Source organism: Streptomyces sp. NPDC018833 (assembly GCF_044390825.1).
GTDB lineage: Bacteria > Actinomycetota > Actinomycetes > Streptomycetales > Streptomycetaceae > Streptomyces.
In genome coordinates, this window is record NZ_JBIRZM010000013.1 from 103,649 (window position 1) to 126,160 (window position 22,512).

A 22,512-nucleotide genomic window follows, 5' to 3' on the forward strand; every position below is an offset into this window, starting at 1 on the left:
GTTCCCCCCGCGCCGCCGCCGCGCCCGTTGTCCGCCGGTGCCGCGGTCTCCCGCGTCCGCGGGTGCCGTCCCGGTGTGTGACCGCGCCGGGTGTCCCTGGTGCTGCGACCGCTCAGTTCGCTGGTGCCGTTCCCGGCGCGTGATCGCTCCCGGCGTCCGTCAGTGCCGCGGTCTCCCGCGTCCGCGGGTGCCGTCCCGGTGTGTAACCGTTCGGGGTGGCCCGGCCGCCGCGACCGCCCCGGCGTCCTGCGCCGTTTCCACTGCGCCGCCACCGCGTCGGTGCCGTCCCGGCGCGTGACCGCGCCGCGTCGCGCGCCCGTCGGTGCCGTTCCCGGCGCGTGACCGCGCCGGGTGTCCCGGTGCCGAGACCGCTCCCGCGTCCCCTCTGTGCCGCGAAGCCCCCCGCGTCGTGATCGCCCCGGCGCGGGCACCGTGTGGCACATGCCTCTCCACCGCCTCGTGCGCACCGGGACAGTCAGGTCGATACCATGGGCTTTCCGGGCCTGACCGGGGGACCCGGAACCGCACGAGGAGTGCTCTTGCCAGACGAGGCCCAGTCCGCCGCCGCGCAGCCCGACCAGAAGGCCGAAAAGGCCGCGGCAGCCCCTGTCACGCCCGAGCCGAAGCAGGGCGAGAAGCCGCAGCCCCCCGCGCCCGAGCGCGTGAGTCCGGTGCCCGTTTCCGCGCCCAAGCCCGTGCCGTCCGTCACACCGCGGTCCGGCGGCTCCTCGAACCGCGTGCGCGCCCGCCTCGCCCGTCTCGGAGTGCAGCGCTCGTCGCCGTACAACCCGGTGCTCGAACCACTGCTGCGGATCGTCCGCAGCAACGACCCGAAGATCGAGACGTCCACGCTCCGCCAGATCGAGCGTGCCTACCAGGTCGCCGAGCGCTGGCACCGCGGCCAGAAGCGCAAGAGCGGCGACCCGTACATCACCCACCCGCTCGCGGTCACCACCATCCTCGCCGAGCTCGGCATGGACCCGGCGACGCTGATGGCGGGCCTGCTGCACGACACCGTCGAGGACACCGAGTACGGGCTCGACCAGCTGCGCCGGGACTTCGGCGACCAGGTCGCCCTGCTCGTCGACGGTGTCACCAAGCTGGACAAGGTCAAGTTCGGCGAGGCCGCGCAGGCCGAGACCGTGCGCAAGATGGTCGTCGCCATGGCCAAGGACCCCCGCGTCCTGGTCATCAAGCTCGCCGACCGCCTGCACAACATGCGCACCATGCGCTACCTCAAGCGGGAGAAGCAGGAGAAGAAGGCCCGCGAGACGCTGGAGATCTACGCCCCGCTGGCACACCGGCTGGGCATGAACACCATCAAGTGGGAGCTGGAGGACCTCGCCTTCGCGATCCTCTACCCCAAGATGTACGACGAGATCGTGCGCCTGGTCGCCGAGCGTGCGCCCAAGCGCGACGAGTACCTCGCCATAGTGACCGACGAAGTCCAGTCCGACCTGCGCGCCGCCCGCATCAAGGCCACCGTCACCGGCCGCCCCAAGCACTACTACAGCGTCTACCAGAAGATGATCGTCCGCGGCCGTGACTTCGCGGAGATCTACGACCTGGTGGGCATCCGCGTCCTCGTCGACACGGTCCGCGACTGCTACGCGGCCCTCGGCACGGTGCACGCGCGATGGAATCCGGTTCCCGGCCGGTTCAAGGACTACATCGCGATGCCGAAGTTCAACATGTACCAGTCGCTGCACACGACGGTCATCGGCCCCAACGGCAAGCCCGTCGAGCTGCAGATCCGCACCTTCGACATGCACCGCCGCGCCGAGTACGGCATCGCGGCCCACTGGAAGTACAAGCAGGAGACCGTCGCCGGTGCGTCCAAGATCCGCACGGACGTCCCCAGGGCGGGCAAGGGCACCGCGGGCCAGGACACGGTCAACGACATGGCCTGGCTGCGGCAGCTCCTGGACTGGCAGAAGGAGACCGAGGACCCCAGCGAGTTCCTGGAGTCGCTGCGCTTCGACCTGTCCCGCAACGAGGTCTTCGTCTTCACGCCCAAAGGCGACGTCATAGCGCTTCCCGCAGGCGCCACCCCCGTCGACTTCGCCTACGCCGTCCACACCGAGGTCGGTCACCGCACCATAGGCGCGCGGGTCAACGGACGGCTCGTACCGCTGGAGTCGACCCTCGACAACGGCGACCTGGTGGAGGTCTTCACCTCCAAGGCCGAAGGCGCCGGTCCCTCCCGCGACTGGCTCGGCTTCGTCAAGTCGCCGCGGGCACGCAACAAGATCCGCGCCTGGTTCTCCAAGGAGCGCCGCGACGAGGCCATCGAGCAGGGCAAGGACGCCATCGCGCGCGCCATGCGCAAGCAGAACCTGCCGATCCAGCGGATCCTCACCGGTGACTCCCTGGTCACCCTCGCGCACGAGATGCGCTACCCCGACATCTCGTCGCTGTACGCGGCGATCGGCGAGGGCCATGTCGCCGCACAGGGCGTCGTGCAGAAGCTGGTGCAGGCCCTCGGCGGCGAGGAGGCCGCGAACGAGGACATCGCCGAGTCCACTCCGCCCTCGCGCACCCGCGGCAAGCGCCGCAAGAGCACGGACCCGGGCGTGGTGGTCAAGGGCGTCGAGGACGTGTGGGTCAAACTGGCCCGCTGCTGTACGCCCGTCCCCGGCGACCCGATCATCGGCTTTGTGACCCGCGGCAGCGGGGTGTCCGTGCACCGCGCCGACTGCGTCAACGTCGACTCGCTCTCGCAGCAGCCCGAGCGGATCCTCGACGTCGAGTGGGCGCCCACCCAGTCGTCGGTCTTCCTCGTCGCCATACAGGTCGAGGCCCTGGACCGCTCCCGGCTGCTGTCCGACGTGACCCGCGTCCTGTCCGACCAGCACGTCAACATCCTGTCGGCGGCCGTGCAGACCTCCCGCGACCGGGTGGCCACCTCGCGCTTCACCTTCGAGATGGGCGACCCCAAGCACCTCGGCCATGTGCTGAAGGCGGTACGGGGCGTGGAGGGCGTCTACGACGTCTACCGCGTCACCTCGGCCCGGCGGCCCTGACGGGCCAGGCCACCGGAACCCTCCGCGCGGCAGTCCCGCGCACGGCCCGCTCACGGGCGCAGCAGCGCACGGGCCGACAGGATGAAGGGCTCCCCGCCACCGGCGGGGAGCCCTTCACCATGCGACACGACGGGATATCAGCCGCCGAACTCCTCCAGGCCCTTCAGCGCCTGGTCCAGCAGCGCCTGACGGCCTTCGAGCTCCCTGGCGAGCTTGTCGGCCCTGGCGTTGTTGCCCGCCGCACGCGCCGCGTCGATCTGCTCACGCAGCTTGTCCACGGCCGCCTGGAGCTGGCCCGTCAGACCCTCGGCACGCGCACGCGCCTCGGGGTTCGTACGGCGCCACTCGTTCTCCTCGGACTCCTGGATGGCCCGCTCCACCGTGTGCATCCGGCCCTCGACCTTCGGCCGGGCGTCGCGCGGCACATGGCCGATGGCCTCCCAGCGCTCGTTGATGGCCCGGAAGGCCGCGCGTGCCGCCTTGAGGTCCGTCACCGGCACCAGCTTCTCGGCCTCGGCCGCGAGCTCCTCCTTGAGCTTGAGGTTCTCCGCCTGCTCGGCGTCGCGCTCGGCGAACACCCCGCTGCGCGCGGCGAAGAACACGTCCTGGGCACCGCGGAAGCGGTTCCACAGGTCGTCCTCGGCCTCGCGCTGCGCCCGGCCGGCCGCCTTCCACTGCGTCATCAGGTCGCGGTACCGGGCTGCGGTGGGCCCCCAGTCCGTCGAGCCCGACAGCGCCTCGGCCTCGGCCACCAGGCGCTCCTTGGTCCGGCGGGCCTCCTCGCGCTGCGCGTCCAGCGACGCGAAGTGCGCCTTGCGCCGCTTGGAGAACGCCGAGCGGGCGTGCGAGAAGCGGTGCCACAGCTCGTCGTCGGACTTCCGGTCGAGCCGGGGCAGGCCCTTCCAGGTGTCCACCAGGGCCCGCAGCCGCTCACCCGCGGCCCGCCACTGCTCACTCTGGGCCAGTTCCTCGGCCTCGGTGACCAGGGCCTCCTTGGCGTGACGCGCCTCGTCGCTCTGCTTCGCGCGCTGCGCCTTGCGCTCCTCGCGGCGCTTCTCGACCGTCGCCGCGAGAGCGTCCAGACGGACACGCAGCGCATCGAGGTCGCCCACGGCGTGGTGCTCGTCCACCTGCTGACGCAGATGGCCGATCGCCGCATGGGCGTCCTTGGCCGACAGATCGGTGGTCTTCACCCGCCGCTCGAGGAGGCCGATCTCGACCACCAGGCCCTCGTACTTGCGCTCGAAGTAGGCCAGCGCCTCCTCGGGAGAGCCCGCCTGCCACGATCCGACGACCTTCTCGCCCTCGGCAGTACGCACGTACACGGTGCCCGTCTCGTCGACGCGGCCCCACGGGTCGCTGCTCACAGCGCCTCCTCAACCTGATGCCCGCGAGGGAGTTCGTCCCCGGGCATCGTCCACAGTTTCCTGGGACGGGCCTCGCCCGTCCTGAGCAACGCGAAGCCGGCCCGCGCTGCACAACGCCAATCTAGGCGACCGGCTGCCTGACTGTCCGCACTCAGCGCGGCCGAAATTGCCCCGCTCACACCTTCGGGACGGTGGCCTTCTCAATGGTGACGGCCTTCTTCGGGGCGCCGTCGCTCGCGCCGCCCGCCACACCCGCCTTGCCCACGGCCTCGACGGCCTTCAGGCTCTTGGCGTCCATGGTGCCGAACGGCGTGTACGTGGGCGGGAGTTTGCTGTCCTTGTACACGAGGAAGAACTGGCTGCCGCCCGTGTTCGGCTGGCCGGTGTTCGCCATCGCGACCGTGCCCGCCGGGTATGTCACCGTGCCGTCGGCGCCCGCCTTGCCGAGTGCCGTGAGGTTCTCGTCCGGGATCGTGTAGCCGGGACCGCCCGTGCCGTCCCCCTTCGGGTCGCCGCACTGGAGCACGAAGATGCCCTGCGTAGTGAGACGGTGACATTTCGTGCCGTTGAAGTAACCCTTGTCCGCCAGCGACTTGAACGAGTTGACCGTGCGCGGGGTCTTCGCAGCGTCCATCGCGATCGTGATGTCGCCCTCGTTGGTGGCAAGCGCGAACGAGTACTTCGCCTTCTTGTCGATCGACATGGCGGGCTCGGGCTTGCTGCTCTCGGACGGCGACGGGGTCGCGCTGGGCGAGGCCTCGGACGAGGCGCTGTCGTTCTTGTCGCCGCCGCCCAGGGTCACGCCCGCGTAGGCGGCGCCGCCGGCGGCGAGCACGACGGCCAGGGCCGCCGCGATGATCGCGTTGCGCTGCTTCGCCTTCTTCCGCGCCTGTTCCCGACGCTGCTGCTGGCGCTCGAACTTCTCCCTGGCGAGCTGGCGCCGCCGCTGATCGCTGCTGACCACCGGGTCTTCTCCTTGTGGGTCGTGAACGTGAGGTCGTGAACGTCGAAAGTGTCGTGTCCGTCGAGGGTGCCGTGCACACGGCGTGCTGCCGACCGGCGAACCTTGCCCCGTACCGTATATGGGTTAGCTGTGCGGTGAGCAGCGCCGGTAGGCTCTGAACTGCTGTGATCGGGGCGGCAGTGCCGCCCGCCGATCCGCCGCATGCCTCTCGACGACCGAACTGAGGACGATCGTGCTTATTGCCGGGTTCCCCGCCGGGGCCTGGGGGACCAACTGTTACCTGGTCGCCCCGGCCGCGGGTGAGGAGTGCGTGATCATCGACCCGGGCCACCAGGCCGCCCAAGGGGTCGAGGAGACACTCAAGAAGCATCGGCTCAAGCCCGTCGCCGTCGTGCTCACGCACGGCCACATCGACCATGTCGCCTCCGTCGTCCCCGTCTGCGGCGCCCATGACGTGCCCGCATGGATCCACCCGGAAGACCGCTACATGATGAGCGACCCGGAGAAGGCCCTCGGCCGCTCCATCGGCATGCAGCTCATGGGCGAGCTGACCGTGGGGGAGCCCGACGACGTCAAGGAGCTGACCGACGGCGCCGCGCTGAGCCTCGCCGGCCTCGACTTCTCCGTCTCGCACGCACCCGGCCATACCAAGGGGTCGGTGACCTTCCGGATGCCCGAGTCCGCGGACGTTCCGTCCGTCTTCTTCTCGGGCGACCTGCTGTTCGCCGGCTCCATCGGACGCACGGACCTGCCCGGCGGCGACATGGACGAGATGCTCGAGTCGCTGGCCCGGGTGTGCCTGCCGCTCGACGACTCGACCGTGGTGCTGTCCGGCCACGGCCCCCAGACGACCATCGGCCGTGAGCGCGCCACCAACCCGTATCTGCGCGAGGTGGCGGCCGGCCTCGGGAGCACCCAGGGCGCTCCCCGACGAGGAATGTGACGAGACTTTCCGTGAGTGTTTTCCAGGCCCCCAAGGGCACGTACGACCTGATCCCGCCGGACTCCGCGACGTACCTCGCGGTGCGCGAAGCGATCGCCGCACCGCTGAAGAACTCCGGCTACGGCTACATCGAGACGCCCGGCTTCGAGAACGTGGAGCTGTTCGCCCGCGGCGTCGGGGAGTCGACCGACATCGTCACCAAGGAGATGTACGCCTTCGAGACCAAGGGCGGCGACCGGCTCGCGCTGCGCCCCGAAGGCACCGCGTCCGTGCTGCGCGCCGCCCTGGAGGCGAACCTCCACAAGGCCGGCAACCTGCCAGTGAAGCTCTGGTACTCCGGCTCGTACTACCGCTACGAGAAGCCGCAGAAGGGCCGCTACCGGCACTTCTCCCAGGTCGGCGCCGAGGCGATCGGCGCGGAGGACCCGGCGCTGGACGCCGAGCTGATCATCCTGGCCGACCAGGCCTACCGCTCGCTCGGCCTGCGGAACTTCCGCATCCTGCTGAACTCCCTCGGCGACAGGGAATGCCGCCCCGTCTACCGCGAGGCGCTCCAGGGCTTCCTGCGCGACCTCGACCTGGACGAGGACACCCGCCGCCGGGTGGAGATCAACCCGCTGCGCGTCCTCGACGACAAGCGCGCCGAGGTGCAGAAGCAGCTGGTGGGAGCGCCGATGCTGCGCGACTACCTGTGTGACGCGTGCAAGGCGTACCACGAGGAGGTGCGGGCGCTGCTGACGGCGGCCGGTGTCTCCTTCGAGGACGACGAGAGGCTGGTGCGCGGCCTCGACTACTACACGCGCACCACCTTCGAGTTCGTCCACGACGGCCTCGGCTCGCAGTCGGCCGTGGGCGGCGGCGGCCGCTACGACGGCCTGTCCGAGATGATCGGCGGCCCGGCGCTGCCGTCCGTGGGCTGGGCGCTCGGCGTCGACCGCACGGTCCTCGCCCTTCAGGCGGAGGGCGTCGAGCTGGACCTGCCCGAGTCCACCAGCGTCTACGCGGTCCCGCTCGGCGAGGAGGCGCGCCGCGTGCTGTTCGGCGTGGTGACCGAGCTGCGCAGGGCGGGTGTCGCGGCGGACTTCAGCTACGGCGGCAAGGGCCTCAAGGGCGCGATGAAGAACGCCAACCGCTCGGGCGCACGGTACGCCCTCGTCGCCGGCGAGCGTGACCTGGCCGAGGGCGTGGTCCAGCTCAAGGACATGGAGTCCGGCGACCAGCAGCCGGTCGCGCTGGAGACCGTGGTCACGGAGCTGCGCGCCAGGCTCGTCTGACGGCAGGACGTACCGGGGGCTCGTGGTATCAACTGCCGCGGGCCCCTTCGTCGTTGGGCGGGTCCGCGGCGCACGCCCGCCGCGGTTCCTTATCCCGATCGAACGGAGGAGACCGGTAGGTGTGCGGCAGAATGGCCGTGCTCAGCAGACCGGCGAACGATGGAACGGCGATATGACGACTGCAGCGGTTGACGACGTGTCCGCGGACCACGGCACGACAGGCGCGGGTCGTGCCTTCGCGTGGCTGCTGGTGGTCACGGGTGCGGCCGGGTTGCTGGCGGCCTGGGTGATCACGATCGACAAGTTCAAGCTGCTGGAGGATCCGGGATTCACGCCGGGCTGCAGTCTCAACCCCGTGGTGTCGTGCGGGAACATCATGAAGAGCGAGCAGGCGGCGGTGTTCGGGTTCCCGAATCCGATGCTGGGGCTGGTCACGTACGGCGCGGTGGTCGCGATCGGGCTGGCACTGCTGGCGGGGGCGCGTTTTCGGCGGTGGTACTGGCTGGGGCTGAACGCGGGGACGCTGTTCGGTGTCGGGTTCTGCATGTGGCTGATGCAGCAGTCGCTGTACGAGATCAACGCGCTGTGCCTGTGGTGCTGCCTGGCATGGGTCGCCACGATCGTCATGTTCTGGTACGTGACCTCGCACAACGTCCGCCACGGGATCCTGCCGGCGCCGGCCGTGCTGCGCGGTTTCCTGAGCGAGTTCACCTGGGCCCTGCCGGTGCTGCACATCGGGATCGTCGGCATGCTGATCCTGACCCGCTGGTGGGACTTCTGGACCGGCTGACCGGCACTCCGGCGGTGTCAGCGGTCTGACATAGGCTTCATGACGTGGAGCCCGACCTGTTTACCGCCGCAGCCGAAGAACGCCAGGAGAAGGACCCGACCAGCAGTCCCCTGGCCGTCCGGATGCGCCCGCGCACCCTCGACGAGGTGGTCGGCCAGCAGCATCTGCTGAAGCCCGGATCACCGCTGCGCCGACTCGTCGGAGAGGGCGGGGGCGGGCCCGCCGGCGTCTCCTCCGTGATCCTCTGGGGACCCCCGGGCACCGGCAAGACGACCCTCGCCTACGTCGTCTCCAAGGCGACCAACAAGCGCTTCGTCGAGCTCTCAGCGATCACCGCGGGCGTCAAGGAGGTCCGGGCGGTCATCGACGGCGCCCGCCGGGCCGCCGGCGGCTTCGGCAAGGAGACCGTCCTCTTCCTCGACGAGATCCACCGCTTCTCCAAGGCCCAGCAGGACTCCCTGCTCCCCGCCGTGGAGAACCGCTGGGTCACCCTGATCGCCGCCACCACGGAGAACCCTTACTTCTCCGTGATCTCCCCCCTGCTCTCGCGCTCCCTGCTGCTCACCCTGGAGCCGCTGACCGACGACGACATCGGCGCCCTCATCGACCGTGCGCTCACCGAGGAGCGCGGTCTCAAAGGGGCGCTCACCCTCCCCGAGGACGCCAGGGCGCACCTGCTGCGCATCGCGGGGGGCGACGCCCGCCGGGCTCTGACCGCCCTGGAGGCGGCGGCCGGCGCGGCCATCGACAAGGGCGAGGAGGAGATCGCGCTCACGACCGTGGAGGAGACCGTCGACCGCGCGGCCGTGAAGTATGACCGGGACGGCGACCAGCACTACGACGTCGCCAGCGCGCTCATCAAGTCGATCCGCGGTTCCGACGTGGATGCGGCGCTGCACTATCTGGCGCGCATGATCGAGGCGGGGGAGGACCCGCGGTTCATCGCCCGTCGGCTGATGATCTCGGCCAGCGAGGACATCGGTCTCGCCGACCCCACGGCCCTGCCGACCGCCGTCGCCGCCGCCCAGGCCGTCGCCATGATCGGCTTCCCGGAGGCCGCTCTCACGCTCAGCCACGCGACGATCGCCCTGGCACTGGCCCCGAAGTCGAACGCGGCCACGCTGGCCGTCCAGGCCGCCCAGCAGGACGTCCGCAACGGCCTCGCCGGCCCCGTCCCCCCGCATCTGCGCGACGGCCACTACAAGGGCGCCGCGAAGCTCGGGCACGCCCAGGGCTATGTCTATCCGCACGACGTCCCCGGCGGCATCGCGGCCCAGCAGTACGCGCCGGACGCGGTCCACGGCCGCCGTTACTACGAGCCCACCCGCTACGGCGCCGAGGCGCGGTACGCGGAAGTGGTGGAGAAGGTGCGCGAGCGCCTGCGCGGGGACGCCAAGTAGCCCGCCGGGCGGCGCGGTCACTGCGAAGCGGCCTCGAAGAGCGTGTGCATCGCCCGCCGCAGTCCGGTGACGTCCCGCACGGGCGCCGGGAAGTCGAAACGGGCGTCGAACGGCTGCCCGCCGGTGAACCGCACCCGCAGCCCGAAGCGGTCCAGCGCCAGCGGCACCGCCCGCCGCCCCGCGGCCGCCGCGTCCTTGCCCCGGTCACCGAGCAGCGAGACGAGCTCCTGCACCTGGTCGCTGTGGGCGGAGTGCAGGTGCTGGAGCAGCTCTGTCTCGTGGGCGACGAGCGGGTCGGCCGACGCCTCGGCCAGTTCCTCCGCCTCGACGCCGCCCGCGCCCCACAGGTCGTCGACGCATCCCTCGCCGACCTCCAGGCGCAGCATCATGCAGCCGGGCTCGGTGGCGAGCCCCGGTGCGCAGGTCAGCCAGCCGGAGATCCAGGCGCGGCCGCGAATACGGTTGGGCACGGCGACCGGGGCGACATCGGTGATCTCCAGGACGGCCGCGAGTTCGTCGTCCTGGGCGTGGGTCGCCGCCCGCACGACCGGTGAGTCGGCAGGGAAGAGGAGGAACACCTCGCCGTCCGCTCCGAAAGCCCGGGCGGTGGGGCTGAGCTGGTCGGCCCGGGCCCCCTCCACTCCCGGAACGAGCAGCACCGCGGAGCATGTACTCTGTACGAGAGTTCGTGTGCGCTCGGCTGCTGACGGCATCCGAGTGATTTCAAGCCCGCTGGGACGCGGCTGACCATGAGCTGATCGGACCTCCGTCACCTCGACGCTCGAAGAAGCGTCGGCGTTCTTCGTGTTGTCTGTGATGCGCTTGGTGTTCCCAGGGCGAGACATGCGATCTCCTTGAGTAAGGTGAGCCTAACCTAACCTACAACGGAGGTCTGGAGAACGTGCCTAACCAGTCGCGTCCCAAGGTCAAGAAGTCCCGTGCGCTCGGTATTGCGCTGACGCCGAAGGCCGTCAAGTACTTCGAGGCCCGCCCCTACCCGCCGGGCGAGCATGGCCGTGGCCGCAAGCAGAACTCGGACTACAAGGTCCGTCTGCTCGAGAAGCAGCGTCTGCGCGCGCAGTACGACATCAGCGAGCGCCAGATGGCGCGCGCCTACGACCGCGCCAAGAAGGCCGAGGGTAAGACCGGTGACGCGCTCGTCATCGAGCTCGAGCGCCGCCTCGACGCCCTGGTCCTGCGTTCGGGCATCGCCCGCACCATCTACCAGGCCCGTCAGATGGTCGTCCACGGCCACATCGAGGTCAACGGTGGCAAGGTCGACAAGCCGTCCTTCCGCGTCCGTCCCGACGACGTCGTGATGGTCCGCGAGCGCTCCCGCGAGAAGCCCCTGTTCCAGGTCGCCCGTGAGGGTGGCTTCGCCGCCGACGGCGAGACCCCCCGCTACCTCCAGGTCAACCTGAAGGCCCTGGCGTTCCGCCTGGACCGTGACCCGCAGCGCAAGGAAGTTCCGGTCATCTGCGACGAGCAGCTGGTCGTCGAGTACTACGCCCGCTGATCAGGGCCGGTCTCCCAGCGTTTCAGCCCGCCGCTCCCCCGCCGTTCCGGCGGGGGAGCGGCGGGCTCCCGCGTTTCCGGGGCCGTGGGACGCGCATCGTGCTGCCGCACAGGGAACGGGCGCCGGGTCCGGCACAGGTGTCCTGACGGCGCAAACGCCGTCCGGCGACACCAGTGCGCTGTACAGCCGCTACGTGAGCGCCCGCCGGGGCCGTCGCCCCTCTGCGGACCACCGTCGCCAGCCGCGGTCCGTCCAGCGCCTCGCCGAGGGCGGTGAGTTCGCAGGCCGTGCTCACGAACCGGTTCGGCTCCGCGGCGAATCCGCCCTGGGAGGCATCCGGTCACCGGAAATGGAGCCGGCGCTGGGTGTCGTCGCGTGGGGCACGCAGTGTGCCGACCCGTAAGCGCTCCGCGTAACCGGCGGTCGCAGCCACAGTTCGGCGACGGCTTATGCGGTATGGGGTGCCACCCCGGGCGCGATAGGGTCGGGATACGACTTTTCAGGTGCCAGACGACAGCAGAGAGCGGTGTGCAGTGACCGGTGGAGAGGTTGCCGGGATTCTGGTGGCCGTCTTCTGGGCGATCTTGGTCTCCTTCCTCGCCGTGGTGCTGGTGAGGCTGGCGCAGACGCTCAGAGCGACCACCGAACTCGTGGCGGACGTGACCGAACAGGCGGTGCCCCTGCTGGCCGACGCCTCCGCGACCGTGCGCTCCGCGCAGGCTCAGCTCGACCGGGTGGACGCCATCGCGAGCGACGTCCAGGAGGTCACCTCCAACGCCTCGGCACTCTCGACGACCGTCGCGTCGACGTTCGGCGGCCCGCTCGTCAAGGTCGCCGCCTTCGGCTACGGCGTACGGCGTGCCCTGAGCCGCAAGGGCGAGGAGGCCCCGGCCGCCGAGCCGCGGCGCACCGTGGTCGTCGGCCGGTCCGTACCGCCCATACGACGCAAGAAGCGGAAGGGCTGAGGCGCCATGTTCCGCCGCACGTTCTGGTTCACCGCGGGCGCCGCAGCGGGCGTCTGGGCAACCACCAAGGTCAACCGCAAGCTCAAGCAGCTCACTCCCGAGAGCCTTGCCGCGCAGGCGGCGAACAAGGCGATCGACGCGGGCCACCGGCTGAAGGACATCGCCGTGGACATCCGCGCGCAGATGCTGCAGCGCGAGGCCGAGCTCGGCGAGGTCCTGGGACTGAACGCGGCCCCCGGCGGTGAACTCCCCGCCAATGGCCGCCGGCCCGCGATCGAGCCCGACCGGCCCGCGCAGATCACCTACCTGCACAGCAGGGCGCACGAGACGTACCGCAAGCACAAGAACACCACCGAAGGCTCGGGCCCCGAGACTTCGTACAACCGGAATGAGGACCACTGATGGAGTCGGCTGAAATCCGCCGCCGCTGGCTGAGCTTCTTCGAGGAGCGCGGGCACACCGTCGTCCCTTCGGCGTCGCTCATCGCGGACGACCCGACTCTGCTGCTGGTTCCCGCGGGCATGGTCCCCTTCAAGCCGTACTTCCTCGGTGAGGTCAAGCCGCCGGCTCCGCGCGTGACCAGCGTGCAGAAGTGCGTGCGCACGCCGGACATCGAAGAGGTCGGCAAGACGACGCGGCACGGCACGTTCTTCCAGATGTGCGGCAACTTCTCCTTCGGCGACTACTTCAAGGAAGGCGCCATCAAGCTCGCCTGGGAGCTGCTCACCAGCCCGCAGGACAAGGGCGGTTACGGCCTGGAGCCGGAGAAGCTCTGGATCACGGTCTACCTGGACGACGACGAGGCCGAGCGGATCTGGCGCGATGTCATCGGCGTGCCCGCCGAGCGCATCCAGCGTCTCGGAAAGAAGGACAACTTCTGGTCGATGGGCGTCCCCGGCCCCTGCGGACCGTGCTCCGAGATCAACTACGACCGCGGTCCGGAGTTCGGCGAGGAGGGCGGCCCGGCCGTCAACGACGAGCGCTACGTGGAGATCTGGAACCTGGTCTTCATGCAGTACGAGCGCGGCGCCGGCGAGGGCAAGGAGGACTTCCCCATCCTCGGTGACCTGCCGAGCAAGAACATCGACACCGGTCTCGGCCTCGAACGCCTCGCGATGATCCTGCAAGGCGTGCAGAACATGTACGAGACCGACACCCTGCGCGTCGTCATGGACAGGGCCACCGAGCTCACCGGCGTGCGCTACGGCGCCGACCACGGCTCCGACGTCTCCCTGCGCGTGGTCGCCGACCACATCCGCACCTCCACGATGCTCATCGGCGACGGTGTCACCCCCGGCAACGAGGGCCGCGGCTATGTGCTGCGCCGCATCATGCGCCGCGCCATCCGCAACATGCGCCTGATGGGCGCCACCGGCCCGGTCGTCAAGGACCTCGTCGACGTCGTGATCGACACCATGGGGCAGCAGTACCCGGAGCTGATCACCGACCGCAAGCGCATCGAGACGGTCGCCGTCGCCGAGGAGGCCGCCTTCCTCAAGGCCCTCAAGGGCGGCACCAACATCCTCGACACCGCCGTCACGGAGACCAAGGCCAAGGGCGGCACCGTCCTGCCCGGCGACAAGGCCTTCCTGCTCCACGACACCTGGGGCTTCCCGATCGACCTCACCCTCGAGATGGCCGCCGAGCAGGGCCTGAGCGTGGACGAGGACGGCTTCCGCCGCCTGATGAAGGAGCAGCGGGACCGGGCCAAGGCCGACGCCAAGGCCAAGAAGTCCGGCCACGCCGACCTCTCCGCCTACCGCCAGGTCGCCGACAACTCCGGCACCACCGAGTTCACCGGCTACACCTCCACCGAGGGCGAGTCGACCGTCGTCGGTCTGCTCGTCGACGGTGTCTCCTCCCCGGCCGCCTCCGAGGGCGACGAGGTCGAGGTCGTCCTCGACCGCACCCCCTTCTACGCCGAGGGCGGAGGCCAGCTCGCCGACCAGGGCCGGATCAGGATCGACACGGGCGCCGTCATCGAGGTCCGCGACGTCCAGCAGCCCGTCCCGGGCGTCAGCGTCCACAAGGGCGTCGTCCAGGTCGGCGAGGTCACCGTCGGCGCCTCGGCCCACGCCGCCATCGACGTACGCCGCCGCCGGGCCATCGCCCGCGCCCACAGCGCCACGCACCTGACCCACCAGGCGCTGCGCGACGCCCTGGGCCCCACGGCCGCCCAGGCCGGCTCGGAGAACTCCCCGGGCCGCTTCCGCTTCGACTTCGGCTCGCCGAACGCCGTCCCCGGCACGGTCCTCACCGACGTCGAGCAGAAGATCAACGAGGTCCTCGCCCGTGAGCTCGACGTCCACGCCGAGGTCATGAGCATCGACGAGGCCAAGAAGCAGGGCGCCATCGCCGAGTTCGGCGAGAAGTACGGCGAGCGGGTCCGCGTCGTGACCATCGGCGACTTCTCCAAGGAACTGTGCGGCGGCACCCACGTCCACAACACCGCCCAGCTGGGCCTTGTGAAGCTGCTCGGCGAGTCCTCCATCGGCTCCGGCGTGCGCCGGGTCGAGGCCCTGGTGGGTGTGGACGCGTACAGCTTCCTCGCCAAGGAGCACACGGTCGTCGCCCAGCTCCAAGAGCTCGTCAAGGGCCGCTCCGAGGAACTGCCGGAGAAGATCGCCGCCATGCTCGGCAAGCTGAAGGACGCCGAGAAGGAGATCGAGAAGTTCCGTGCGGAGAAGGTGCTCGGCGCCGCCGCCGGTCTCGCCGAGGGCGCCAAGGACGTTCGCGGCGTCGCCCTGGTGACCGGCACGGTCCCCGACGGCACATCCGCCGACGACCTGCGCAAGCTGGTCCTCGACGTCCGCGGCCGCATCCCTGGTGACCGCCCGGCCGTCGTCGCCGTGTTCACCACCTCCAATGGGCGTCCGCTCACCGTCATCGCCACCAACGAGGCCGCCCGCGAGCGCGGCCTCAAGGCCGGCGACCTGGTGCGCACGGCCGCCAAGACCCTCGGCGGCGGCGGTGGTGGCAAGCCGGACGTCGCCCAGGGCGGCGGCCAGAACCCGGCCGCCATCGGTGACGCCGTCGCCGCCGTCGAGCGTCTCGTCGCCGAGACGGCGTGACACCGGACGTGACGCAGATGCGCAGAGGACGTCGTCTCGCGGTCGACGTCGGGGACGCCCGGATCGGGGTCGCCTCGTGCGACCCCGACGGGCTGCTGGCCACGCCGGTGGAGACCGTGCCGGGACGCGACATCCCGGCCGCCCACCGGCGGCTGCGCCAACTCGTGGAGGAGTACGAGCCGATCGAGGTCGTCGTCGGCCTGCCCCGATCCCTCAGCGGCGGTGAGGGACCGGCGGCCAAGAAGGTCCGCAGCTTCGCCCAGACGCTCGCCCAGGGCATCAAGCCGGTCCCGGTACGACTGGTCGACGAGAGGATGACCACGGTCACGGCCACCCAGGGGCTGCGCGCCTCGGGCGTGAAGTCCAAGAAGGGCAGGTCCGTCATCGACCAAGCTGCCGCTGTGGTGATCCTCCAGAACGCTCTGGAGTCCGAACGGGCGTCGGGCACTGCTCCAGGCGAGGGCGTCGAAGTGGTTGTCTGATCGCGATACGGTAACGTGCCGCGCGATGCGGCGGTGTTCGAACAGCTGCCGCACAGAAAAGAGGCGGATCGTCCCGCTCCGTCTCGCGGCCCTAGGGGATCGATGACTGAGTATGGCCGGAGCCCCGGCTCCGAACCGTGGCACCCCGAGGACCCTTTGTACGGGGACCAGGGATGGGGAGGCCAGGAGGCCGCGGCCGGCCACGCTCCGTACGGCGGTCAGCCGCAGCGGCAGTACCCGCAGGCGCAGCAGCAGTACGGCACGCAGCAGAATCCGCAGGTGCAGCAGTACGGCACGCAGCAGAATCCGCAGGTGCAGCAGTACGGCACGCAGCAGAACCCGCAGGCGCAGCACTATGGTGCTCAACAGGACCCGTACCAGCAGCAGTACGCGACGCAGGACCCCTACCAACAGCAGATGCCGGACCCGTACCAGCAGCCGCAGGACCCGTACCAGCAGCAGCGGTACAACGGTGGCTGGGACACTGGTCAGCAGGCGGCCATGCCGTACGGAGCGGATCAGGCGGGCGGCTACGGCGGCGATCCCGCCGGCTACGGCAGCCCCCAGGGATCCGACTACTACAGCACCCCCGAGGCGTACCCCCCGCCGCAGCCTCCCGGCCGCCGGCAGCCCGAGCCGGTCACCGACTGGGACGCGGAGGCGGCGAAGGAGGAGACCCACCCGTTCTTCACGGGTGATGACGGCCGCGGTGACGACGACCGCGATGACGAGTACGACGAGGAGCCGCGCGGCGGCGGTGGCCGCGACCGGCGCGGCAAAGGCAACAAGAAGAGCCGCAACGGTCTGGCCTGCCTGGTGGTCGCGACGGTCCTGATCGGCGGCCTCGGCGGCGCCGGCTACTTCGGGTACCAGTTCTGGCAGGAACAGTTCGGCCCGGCGGCGGACTACGCGGGCGACGGCACCGGCTCGGTCCAGGTGGAGATTCCCAAGGGCGCCGGCGGCTACGAGATCGGCAACATCCTCAAGGAGGCGGGTGTCGTCAAGAGCGTCGACGCCTTCGTCTCAGCCCAGGAGCAGAACCCGAAGGGCAACACGATCCAGGACGGCGTGTACGTCCTGAAGAAGGAGATGTCGGCGGCGAGTGCCGTGGAGCTCATGCTGAGCCCCGCCAGCCGCAACAACCTGATCATCGCCGAGGGCAGGCGCAACGTCCAGGTCTACGCGGACATAGACAAGCGCCTCGAACTGAAGCCGGGCACCACGCAGGACATCGCCGAGAAGGAGGCCGGCAACCTGGGCCTCCCGGACTGGGCCAGGAACCACTCCGACGTCAAGGACCCGCTCGAAGGCTTCCTCTTCCCGGCCAGCTATCCGGTCGCCAAGGGCGCCAAGCCGGAGGCGGTCCTCAAGAAGATGGTCGCCCGTGCCAACCAGGAGTACGAGAAGGCCGGCCTGGAGGCGAAGGCCAAGGGTCTCGGTCTCAAGAACCCCTGGGAACTGCTCACGCTCGCCAGCCTGGTCCAGGTCGAGGGCAAGACGCACGACGACTTCCGCAAGATGTCCGAGGTCGTCTACAACCGCCTCAAGCCGACCAACACCGAGACGAACCAACTGCTCCAGTTCGACTCCGCGTTCAACTACCTCAAGGGTCAGAGCAAGATCGACATCTCTGAGGACGAGATCAACAGCAACCAGGACCCGTACAACACGTACACCCAGAAGGGCCTGACGCCCGGGCCGATCAGCAACCCGGGCAACGAGGCGATCGCGGCCGCGCTGAACCCGACGAAGGACGGGTGGATGTACTTCGTCGCCACGGACGGCATGAGCAAGACGGAGTTCGCCAAGACGCACGACGAATTCCTGCGGCTGAAGGACAAGTTCAATGACAGCTAGGACCGGGGCGCACCGAGCGGCCGTCCTCGGGTCGCCCATCGCGCACTCCCTGTCCCCGGTACTGCATCGCGCCGCCTACGCCGCACTCGGCCTCGACGACTGGTCGTACGACCGGTTCGAGGTCGACGAGGCGGCGCTGCCGGGCTTCGTCGAGGGACTGGACGCGACCTGGGCGGGCCTGTCGCTGACCATGCCGCTGAAGCGGGCGATCATTCCGCTGCTCGACGCGATCAGCGACACCGCCGCCGCCGTGGAGGCCGTCAACACGGTCGTCTTCACCGACGACGGCCGGCGCCTCGGCGACAACACGGACATCCCGGGAATGGTGGCCGCACTGCGGGAGCGCGGTGTGCGGAAGGTCGAGTCCGCCGCTGTCCTCGGCGCCGGTGCCACCGCGTCCTCGGCGCTCGCCGCCCTGGCGCAGGTGTGCGCCGGGCCGGTCACGGCGTATGTGCGCAGCGCCGCCCGCGCCGACGAGATGCGCGGCTGGGGCGAGCGCCTCGGCGTCGACGTCCGCGTCGCCGACTGGTCCGCCGCCGCCGAGGCGCTGAGCGCCCCGCTCGTCGTCGCCACGACCCCCGCAGGAACGACGGACGCCCTCGCGGCCGAAGTGCCGGAGCGGCCGGGCACGCTGTTCGACGTGCTGTACGAGCCGTGGCCCACGGCGCTGGCGGCCGCCTGGTCCGGCAGGGGAGGCGCGGTGGTCGGCGGCCTCGACCTGCTGGTGCACCAGGCGGTGCTCCAGGTCGAGCAGATGACCGGCCGCTCGCCGGCCCCGCTGCGGGCGATGCGCATTGCCGGTGAACGCGCACTCGAAGCCCGCTAGTATCGCCGCGTTCGATCAGGAGCACGTCAATAGCACAGGGGGAGTCCGGCCATGGAAACCGGTCAGCCGCAGGCATCGATAGCCAAGAACATCTTCGAGGGCATTGTCTCGTTCCTCCCCGACTGGCTGCAGATCCCGCTGCTGTGCCTGCTCGTCCTGCTGATCGTCCTCGGCTGGATCTCCTCCATCCGGAAGAAGATCGCCCGGCGGCGGGCCGCGCGGACGGGACGGCCCGTGGCCGCGCCGCAGTACAGCCAGGGGAGTGGCGCCGACCACCTGGGTCCGTATGCACCGGCCCAGCAGACGCAGCAGCCGAGTGGTGCCGACTACCTCGGCCCGTACGCGCCCGCCCAGCAGGCCCCGCAGGCCCCGCAGCAGGCAGCCCCGCCGCAGCCGAGTGGCGCCGACTACCTCGGCCAGTACGCCCCGCAGGCCCCGCAGGCAGCCCCGCCGCAGTCCAGTGGCGCCGACTACCTCGGGTCCTATGCGCCGCAGCAGCGCCGCGACGGCGACTGACGGCCCCGCCCGGGCTGTCCACAGGCGTCCGTCTGCTGGACCGGCGACCGGGCGAAGGCCCGGGACGTGGGAGGATCGGGGGAGGCGGGCCAGGTCCGCGCTCCCCCGGCGGCCGCCGGGAGGTGCCCCAGGCCACGCCGCCGCAGTTCCAGGCGAGAGCATGAGGAGCACCGTTGAGCAGGTTGCGTTGGCTGACCGCGGGCGAGTCGCACGGACCCGCACTGGTGGCGACGCTGGAGGGTCTTCCCGCCGGTGTGCCGATCACCACCGAGATGGTGGCGGACCACCTTGCCAGGCGGCGCCTCGGCTATGGGCGCGGTGCCCGGATGAAGTTCGAGCGTGACGAGGTCACCTTCCTCGGCGGTGTACGGCACGGCCTCACCATGGGCTCCCCGGTGGCCGTCATGGTCGGCAACACCGAGTGGCCCAAGTGGGAGCAGGTCATGTCGGCGGACCCCGTCGACCCAGACGAGCTCGCCCAGCTGGCGCGCAACGCGCCGCTGACCCGGCCCCGGCCCGGCCACGCGGATCTCGCGGGAATGCAGAAGTACGGGCTGGAGGAAGCCCGGCCGATCCTGGAGCGCGCCAGCGCCCGGGAGACCGCGGCGCGCGTCGCGCTGGGCGCGGTGGCCCGTTCGTACCTCAAGGAGACGACGGGCATCGAGATCGTCTCCCACGTCGTCGAGCTGGCGTCCGCCAGGGCTCCCTACGGCGTCGTCCCCGTCCCCGCCGACGAGGAGCGCCTGGACGCGGACCCGGTCCGCTGCCTGGACGCCGACGCGAGCAAGGCGATGGTCGCCGAGATCGACCAGGCCCACAAGGACGGCGACACCCTCGGCGGCGTCGTGGAGGTCCTCGCGTACGGCGTGCCCGTCGGTCTGGGCTCGCACGTCCACTGGGACCGCAGGCTCGACGCCCGGCTCGCCGCCGCGCTCATGGGCATCCAGGCCATCAAGGGCGTCGAGGTCGGCGACGGCTTCGACCTCGCCCGGGTGCCCGGTTCCCAGGCGCACGACGAGATCCTGCCGACCGAGGACGGTATCCGCCGCAGCAGCGGCCGCTCCGGCGGTACGGAGGGCGGCATGTCCACCGGCGAGCTGTTGCGCGTCCGGGCCGCGATGAAGCCGATCGCGACCGTGCCGCGCGCCCTGCGGACCGTGGACGTCACCACCGGCGAGCCCGCGGCCGCCCACCACCAGCGCTCCGACGTGTGCGCGGTGCCCGCGGCCGGGATCGTCGCCGAGGCGATGGTCGCGCTGGTGCTCGCGGACGCCGTTGCCGAGAAGTTCGGCGGCGACAGCGTCGCCGAGACCCGCCGCAACGTGCAGTCGTACCTCGACAACCTCCACATCCGGTGAGCGCCCCGCTGATCGTCCTCGTCGGGCCGATGGGCTCGGGCAAGTCCACGGTCGGTGAGCTGCTGGCCGCGGCCCTCGATGTCGAGTTCCGGGACACCGACGCCGACATCGTGGCCGCGCAGGGCCGGGAGATCGCGGACATCTTCGTCGACGAGGGGGAGGCGTACTTCCGGGAGCTGGAGCGCGTGGCCGTCCGCGCCGCGCTCGCCGAGCACACCGGTGTCCTTTCCCTCGGCGGCGGCGCGATCCTCGACGAGGGCACCAGGGAGCTGCTGGCCGGACTGCCTGTCGTCTACCTGTCCATGGACGTGGAGGAGGCGGTGCGGCGCGTCGGACTCAACACCGCCCGCCCGCTGCTCGCCGTCAATCCGCGCCGGCAGTGGCGTGAACTCATGGACGCCCGGCGGCCCTTGTACACCGAGGTGGCGCGCCTCGTCGTCGCGACGGACGACCGCACACCTGACGAGGTCGCCCGCGCGGTCCTCGACGCGCTGGAGCTGAAGACGGTAATTCCCGGGGGTAAGACCCCGGACCCCCGGCAGGAGAAGAAGTGACTGACCACGCAGTGACGCGTATCCAGGTAGGCGGCACGGCCGGCACCGACCCGTACGAGGTGCTGGTCGGACGGCAGCTCCTCGGCGAGCTGGGCGGGCTCATCGGGCCGAAGGCCCAGCGCGTGGCCGTCATACATCCCGAAGCGCTCGCCGAGACCGGTGAGGCGCTGCGCGGGGACCTCGCCGAGCAGGGCTACGAGGCCGTCGCCATCCAGGTGCCCAACGCGGAGGAGGCCAAGACCGCCGAGGTCGCCGCCTACTGCTGGAAGGCGCTCGGCCAGACCGGCTTCACCCGCACCGATGTGATCGTCGGCGTCGGCGGCGGGGCCACGACCGACCTCGCCGGGTTCGTCGCGGCCAGCTGGCTGCGCGGCGTCCGCTGGATCGCCGTGCCCACGACCGTGCTCGCCATGGTGGACGCGGCCGTCGGCGGCAAGACCGGCATCAACACCGCCGAGGGCAAGAACCTCGTCGGCGCCTTCCACCCGCCGGCGGGCGTGATCTGCGACCTGGCCGCGCTCGACTCCCTGCCCGTCAACGACTACGTGAGCGGCATGGCCGAGGTCATCAAGGCGGGTTTCATCGCCGACCCGGTGATCCTCGACCTCATCGAGGCCGACCCCGAGGGAGCGCGCACGCCCACGGGCCCGCACACCGCCGAACTCATCGAGCGCTCCATCCGGGTCAAGGCCGACGTGGTCTCCAGCGACCTCAAGGAGTCCGGCCTGCGCGAGATCCTCAACTACGGGCACACCCTCGCCCACGCGATCGAGAAGAACGAGCGCTACAAGTGGCGGCACGGCGCGGCCGTCTCGGTCGGCATGGTCTTCGCCGCCGAACTGGGCCGTCTCGCCGGACGGTTGGACGACGCCACCGCCGACCGGCACCGCGCCGTCCTGCAATCCGTCGGGCTCCCGCTGACCTACCGCGGTGACCAGTGGCCCAAGCTGCTGGAGACGATGAAGGTCGACAAGAAGTCCCGCGGGAACATGCTGCGCTTCATCGTCCTCGACGGCCTCGCCAAGCCGACCGTCCTCGAGGGCCCCGACCCGGCGGTGCTGCTCGCGGCGTACGGGGAGGTCTCCGCATGAGCCGCCGGACACTGGTGCTCAACGGCCCCAACCTCGGCCGCCTCGGCTCCCGCGAGCCCGACGTGTACGGCGCGACGTCGTACGCCGGGCTCGTGGAGACCTGCCAGGCGCTCGGCAAGGAGCTCGGCCTCGACGTCGAGGTGCGGGAGACCAACGACGAGGGCGAGATGATCCGCTGGCTCCACGAGGCCGCCGACGGATCGATTCCGGTCGTTCTCAACCCCGGTGCGTTCACGCACTATTCGTACGCGATGCGCGACGCGGCAGCGCAGCGGACCGCCCCGTTGATCGAAGTGCACATCTCCAACCCGTACACGCGCGAGGCCTTCCGGCACACGTCCGTCGTCGCCTCGGTCGCCAGCGGGACCATCGCGGGTTTCGGCATCGGCTCCTACCGGCTCGCGCTGCGCGCGCTGGCCGGTGAACTGGACGGCTGACGCCGCCGGACCGGGCACTTCTCGCCGCCCCCGGCCGTTGTGACGACAGCGGCCGGGGGCGGTCGCACATCCGAACGG

General features: G+C 70.6%; 20 protein-coding genes. 17 read left to right on the plus strand and 3 right to left on the minus strand.

Features of this window, described 5'->3' with window-relative positions; all coding sequences use genetic code 11:
* The first annotated feature begins 539 nt into the window (after positions 1-539).
* Entirely contained in the window at positions 540-3,023 is a 2,484-nt protein-coding gene (locus ACH5AF_RS24760; RefSeq protein WP_398904299.1) for a RelA/SpoT family protein, read from the plus strand.
* A 137-nt stretch (positions 3,024-3,160) separates the two neighbouring features.
* On the opposite strand, the gene ACH5AF_RS24765 is transcribed toward ACH5AF_RS24760, so the two are convergent.
* Both ACH5AF_RS24765 and ACH5AF_RS24770 read right to left on the minus strand, forming a co-directional pair.
* Positions 3,161-4,390: a DUF349 domain-containing protein gene (locus ACH5AF_RS24765; RefSeq protein ID WP_398904300.1), complete on the minus strand. Its 1,230-nt coding sequence runs from the start codon at positions 4,388-4,390 to the stop codon at positions 3,161-3,163.
* 175 nt (positions 4,391-4,565) lie between these two features.
* Positions 4,566-5,354, minus strand: coding sequence for a peptidylprolyl isomerase (locus ACH5AF_RS24770; protein WP_398904303.1), 789 nt, complete (start codon positions 5,352-5,354; stop codon positions 4,566-4,568).
* Between the two features lie 232 nt (positions 5,355-5,586).
* Between ACH5AF_RS24770 and ACH5AF_RS24775 the strand changes: the two genes are divergently transcribed.
* From ACH5AF_RS24775 to ACH5AF_RS24790, 4 genes are all read left to right on the plus strand, one after another.
* Complete coding sequence (locus ACH5AF_RS24775) at positions 5,587-6,297, plus strand: MBL fold metallo-hydrolase (protein WP_398904304.1); 711 nt, start codon at positions 5,587-5,589, stop codon at positions 6,295-6,297.
* Between the two features lie 11 nt (positions 6,298-6,308).
* The gene (gene hisS, locus ACH5AF_RS24780; RefSeq protein WP_398904306.1) at positions 6,309-7,571 is read left to right on the plus strand and encodes a histidine--tRNA ligase; all 1,263 of its coding nucleotides are present in this window, start codon (positions 6,309-6,311) and stop codon (positions 7,569-7,571) included.
* A 172-nt stretch (positions 7,572-7,743) separates the two neighbouring features.
* Positions 7,744-8,361: a vitamin K epoxide reductase family protein gene (locus ACH5AF_RS24785; RefSeq protein ID WP_398904307.1), complete on the plus strand. Its 618-nt coding sequence runs from the start codon at positions 7,744-7,746 to the stop codon at positions 8,359-8,361.
* Positions 8,362-8,405: 44 nt separating this feature from the next.
* Complete coding sequence (locus ACH5AF_RS24790; RefSeq protein WP_398904309.1) at positions 8,406-9,761, plus strand: replication-associated recombination protein A; 1,356 nt, start codon at positions 8,406-8,408, stop codon at positions 9,759-9,761.
* Between the two features lie 17 nt (positions 9,762-9,778).
* Here the strand turns inward: ACH5AF_RS24790 and ACH5AF_RS24795 are convergent, their stop codons facing one another.
* Positions 9,779-10,474 (minus strand): DUF2470 domain-containing protein, encoded by a 696-nt coding sequence (locus ACH5AF_RS24795; RefSeq protein WP_398904311.1) that lies wholly within the window; start codon positions 10,472-10,474, stop codon positions 9,779-9,781.
* 188 nt (positions 10,475-10,662) lie between these two features.
* Here ACH5AF_RS24795 and rpsD point away from each other — a divergent pair, with 188 nt between their 5' ends.
* The 12 genes from rpsD to aroQ all read left to right on the plus strand — a co-directional run bounded on the left by rpsD (position 10,663) and on the right by aroQ (position 22,434).
* A complete protein-coding gene (gene rpsD, locus ACH5AF_RS24800) occupies positions 10,663-11,277 on the plus strand; it encodes a 30S ribosomal protein S4 (RefSeq protein ID WP_215183106.1) in 615 nt (204 codons plus the stop codon).
* Between the two features lie 533 nt (positions 11,278-11,810).
* Positions 11,811-12,242: a DUF948 domain-containing protein gene (locus tag ACH5AF_RS24805; RefSeq protein ID WP_398904312.1), complete on the plus strand. Its 432-nt coding sequence runs from the start codon at positions 11,811-11,813 to the stop codon at positions 12,240-12,242.
* Positions 12,243-12,248: 6 nt separating this feature from the next.
* Positions 12,249-12,644 (plus strand): hypothetical protein, encoded by a 396-nt coding sequence (locus tag ACH5AF_RS24810; protein ID WP_398904313.1) that lies wholly within the window; start codon positions 12,249-12,251, stop codon positions 12,642-12,644.
* Positions 12,644-15,313 carry an alanine--tRNA ligase gene (alaS, locus tag ACH5AF_RS24815; RefSeq protein ID WP_398904315.1) on the plus strand — a complete coding sequence of 890 codons (2,670 nt, stop codon included), beginning with the start codon at positions 12,644-12,646 and terminating at the stop codon, positions 15,311-15,313. The genes ACH5AF_RS24810 and alaS overlap by 1 nt, the downstream gene beginning before the upstream one ends.
* Before the next feature lie 8 nt (positions 15,314-15,321).
* On the plus strand, positions 15,322-15,795 hold the full coding sequence (gene ruvX, locus ACH5AF_RS24820) for a Holliday junction resolvase RuvX (protein ID WP_398904484.1): 474 nt from the start codon (positions 15,322-15,324) through the stop codon (positions 15,793-15,795).
* A 102-nt stretch (positions 15,796-15,897) separates the two neighbouring features.
* Entirely contained in the window at positions 15,898-17,652 is a 1,755-nt protein-coding gene (mltG, locus tag ACH5AF_RS24825; protein ID WP_398904316.1) for an endolytic transglycosylase MltG, read from the plus strand.
* Complete coding sequence (locus ACH5AF_RS24830; protein ID WP_398904318.1) at positions 17,642-18,478, plus strand: shikimate dehydrogenase; 837 nt, start codon at positions 17,642-17,644, stop codon at positions 18,476-18,478. The genes mltG and ACH5AF_RS24830 overlap by 11 nt, the downstream gene beginning before the upstream one ends.
* A gap of 51 nt (positions 18,479-18,529) precedes the next feature.
* On the plus strand, positions 18,530-18,994 hold the full coding sequence (locus ACH5AF_RS24835) for a hypothetical protein (protein WP_398904320.1): 465 nt from the start codon (positions 18,530-18,532) through the stop codon (positions 18,992-18,994).
* 173 nt (positions 18,995-19,167) lie between these two features.
* Complete coding sequence (gene aroC / locus ACH5AF_RS24840) at positions 19,168-20,352, plus strand: chorismate synthase (RefSeq protein WP_398904322.1); 1,185 nt, start codon at positions 19,168-19,170, stop codon at positions 20,350-20,352.
* Positions 20,349-20,906, plus strand: coding sequence for a shikimate kinase (locus ACH5AF_RS24845; RefSeq protein ID WP_398904323.1), 558 nt, complete (start codon positions 20,349-20,351; stop codon positions 20,904-20,906). Before aroC ends, ACH5AF_RS24845 begins: the two co-directional genes overlap by 4 nt.
* The gene (gene aroB / locus ACH5AF_RS24850; RefSeq protein ID WP_398904325.1) at positions 20,903-21,997 is read left to right on the plus strand and encodes a 3-dehydroquinate synthase; all 1,095 of its coding nucleotides are present in this window, start codon (positions 20,903-20,905) and stop codon (positions 21,995-21,997) included. Before ACH5AF_RS24845 ends, aroB begins: the two co-directional genes overlap by 4 nt.
* Positions 21,994-22,434 (plus strand): type II 3-dehydroquinate dehydratase, encoded by a 441-nt coding sequence (gene aroQ, locus ACH5AF_RS24855; RefSeq protein ID WP_398904327.1) that lies wholly within the window; start codon positions 21,994-21,996, stop codon positions 22,432-22,434. The genes aroB and aroQ overlap by 4 nt, the downstream gene beginning before the upstream one ends.
* The last annotated feature ends 78 nt before the right edge of the window (positions 22,435-22,512 follow it).